Annotated in this window: 1 protein-coding gene; it reads right to left on the reverse strand. The window is 68.3% G+C overall.

All coding sequences use genetic code 11. The annotated features are described in order from the left end of the window. Nucleotides 1-1,481: glycerol kinase GlpK (gene glpK, locus CHC11_RS39940; RefSeq protein WP_089317111.1), on the reverse strand; the 1,481-nt coding region annotated here is incomplete at both ends.

The following is a 1,481-nucleotide window of genomic DNA, read 5'->3' on the forward strand; positions in this document are numbered from 1 at the left end:
TCGACTGCCTTTTTCCAGCCTGCGTAGCCTTGTTGGCGTTGGTCGTTGTTCCAGGTGGGTTGCCAGCGTTTGTCTTCGTTCCAGTTCTGGCGGAGTTCTTCGGTGGTGTTCCAGAATCCGACGGCCAGGCCGGCGGCGTAGGCGGCGCCCAGGGCGGTGGTCTCGGCGACGACGGGTCGCGAGACCGGGACGCCGAGGATGTCGGCCTGGAGTTGCATGCACAGTTCGTTGGCGGTGACGCCGCCGTCGACTTTGAGGACGTCCAGGGAGACTCCGGAGTCCTCGCGCATGGCTTCGACGACGTCGCGGGATTGGTAGCAGATGGATTCCAGGGTGGCGCGGGCCAGGTGGGCGTTGGTGTTGTAGCGCGAGAGGCCGACGATGGCGCCGCGGGCGTCCGATCTCCAGTAGGGGGCGAAAAGGCCGGAGAAGGCCGGGACGAAGTAGACCCCGCCGTTGTCGTCGACCTGCCGGGCCAGCGACTCGCTCTGCGCCGCGCCGGAGATGATGCCGAGCTGGTCGCGCAGCCACTGCACCGCCGACCCCGTCACCGCGATCGAACCCTCCAGCGCGTACACCGGCTTCTCGGATCCGAACTGGTAGCAGACGGTCGTCAGGAGCCCGTTCCTCGAACGGACGAGTTCCTCACCCGTGTTGAGCAGCAGGAAGTTGCCGGTGCCGTAGGTGTTCTTGGCCTCGCCGGGGGAGAAGCACACCTGCCCGACCGTCGCCGCCTGCTGGTCGCCGAGGATGCCCGTGAGCGGGACCTCGCCGCCGAGCGGGCCGTTCGGGCGGGTCGTCCCGTAGGCGTCGGGTGCCGAGGACGGTTTGATCTCCGGGAGCATGGAGCGCGGGATCCCGAAGAACGACAGGAGCTGGTCGTCCCAGGAGAGGGTCTCCAGGTCCATCAGCATGGTGCGGCTGGCGTTGGTCGGGTCGGTGACGTGCACGCCGCCGTCCGTCCCGCCGGTGAGGTTCCACAGCACCCAGGTGTCGATGTTGCCGAAGACCGCGTCGCCGTTCTCGGCGGCCTCGCGGACCCCGTCGACGTTGTCCAGGATCCACTGGATCTTGCCGCCGGAGAAGTACGTGGCCGGGGGGAGGCCGGCCTTGCGCCGGATGAGGTCGCCCTTGCCGTCCCGCTCCAGGGCCGCGGCGATGCGGTCGGTGCGGGTGTCCTGCCAGACGATCGCGTTGTAGTAGGGGCGCCCGGTGCGCCGGTTCCACACCACGGTCGTCTCGCGCTGGTTGGTGATCCCGAACGCGGCCAGATCGCCGTGGGACAGGTTCGCCTTGTTCAGCGTGCTCTCGATGGCCGAGCGGGTGCGCTCCCAGATCTCGGTCGGATTGTGCTCGACCCAGCCGGCCTGCGGCAGGAGCTGCTCGTGTTCGAGCTGGTGGCGGGCGATCTCGTTGCCGCCGTGGTCGAAGATCATGAATCGGGTGCTGGTCGTGCCCTGGTCGAGGGCCCCGACGAAGTC

It is taken from the genome of Actinomadura mexicana (assembly GCF_900188105.1).
Classification (GTDB): domain Bacteria; phylum Actinomycetota; class Actinomycetes; order Streptosporangiales; family Streptosporangiaceae; genus Spirillospora; species Spirillospora mexicana.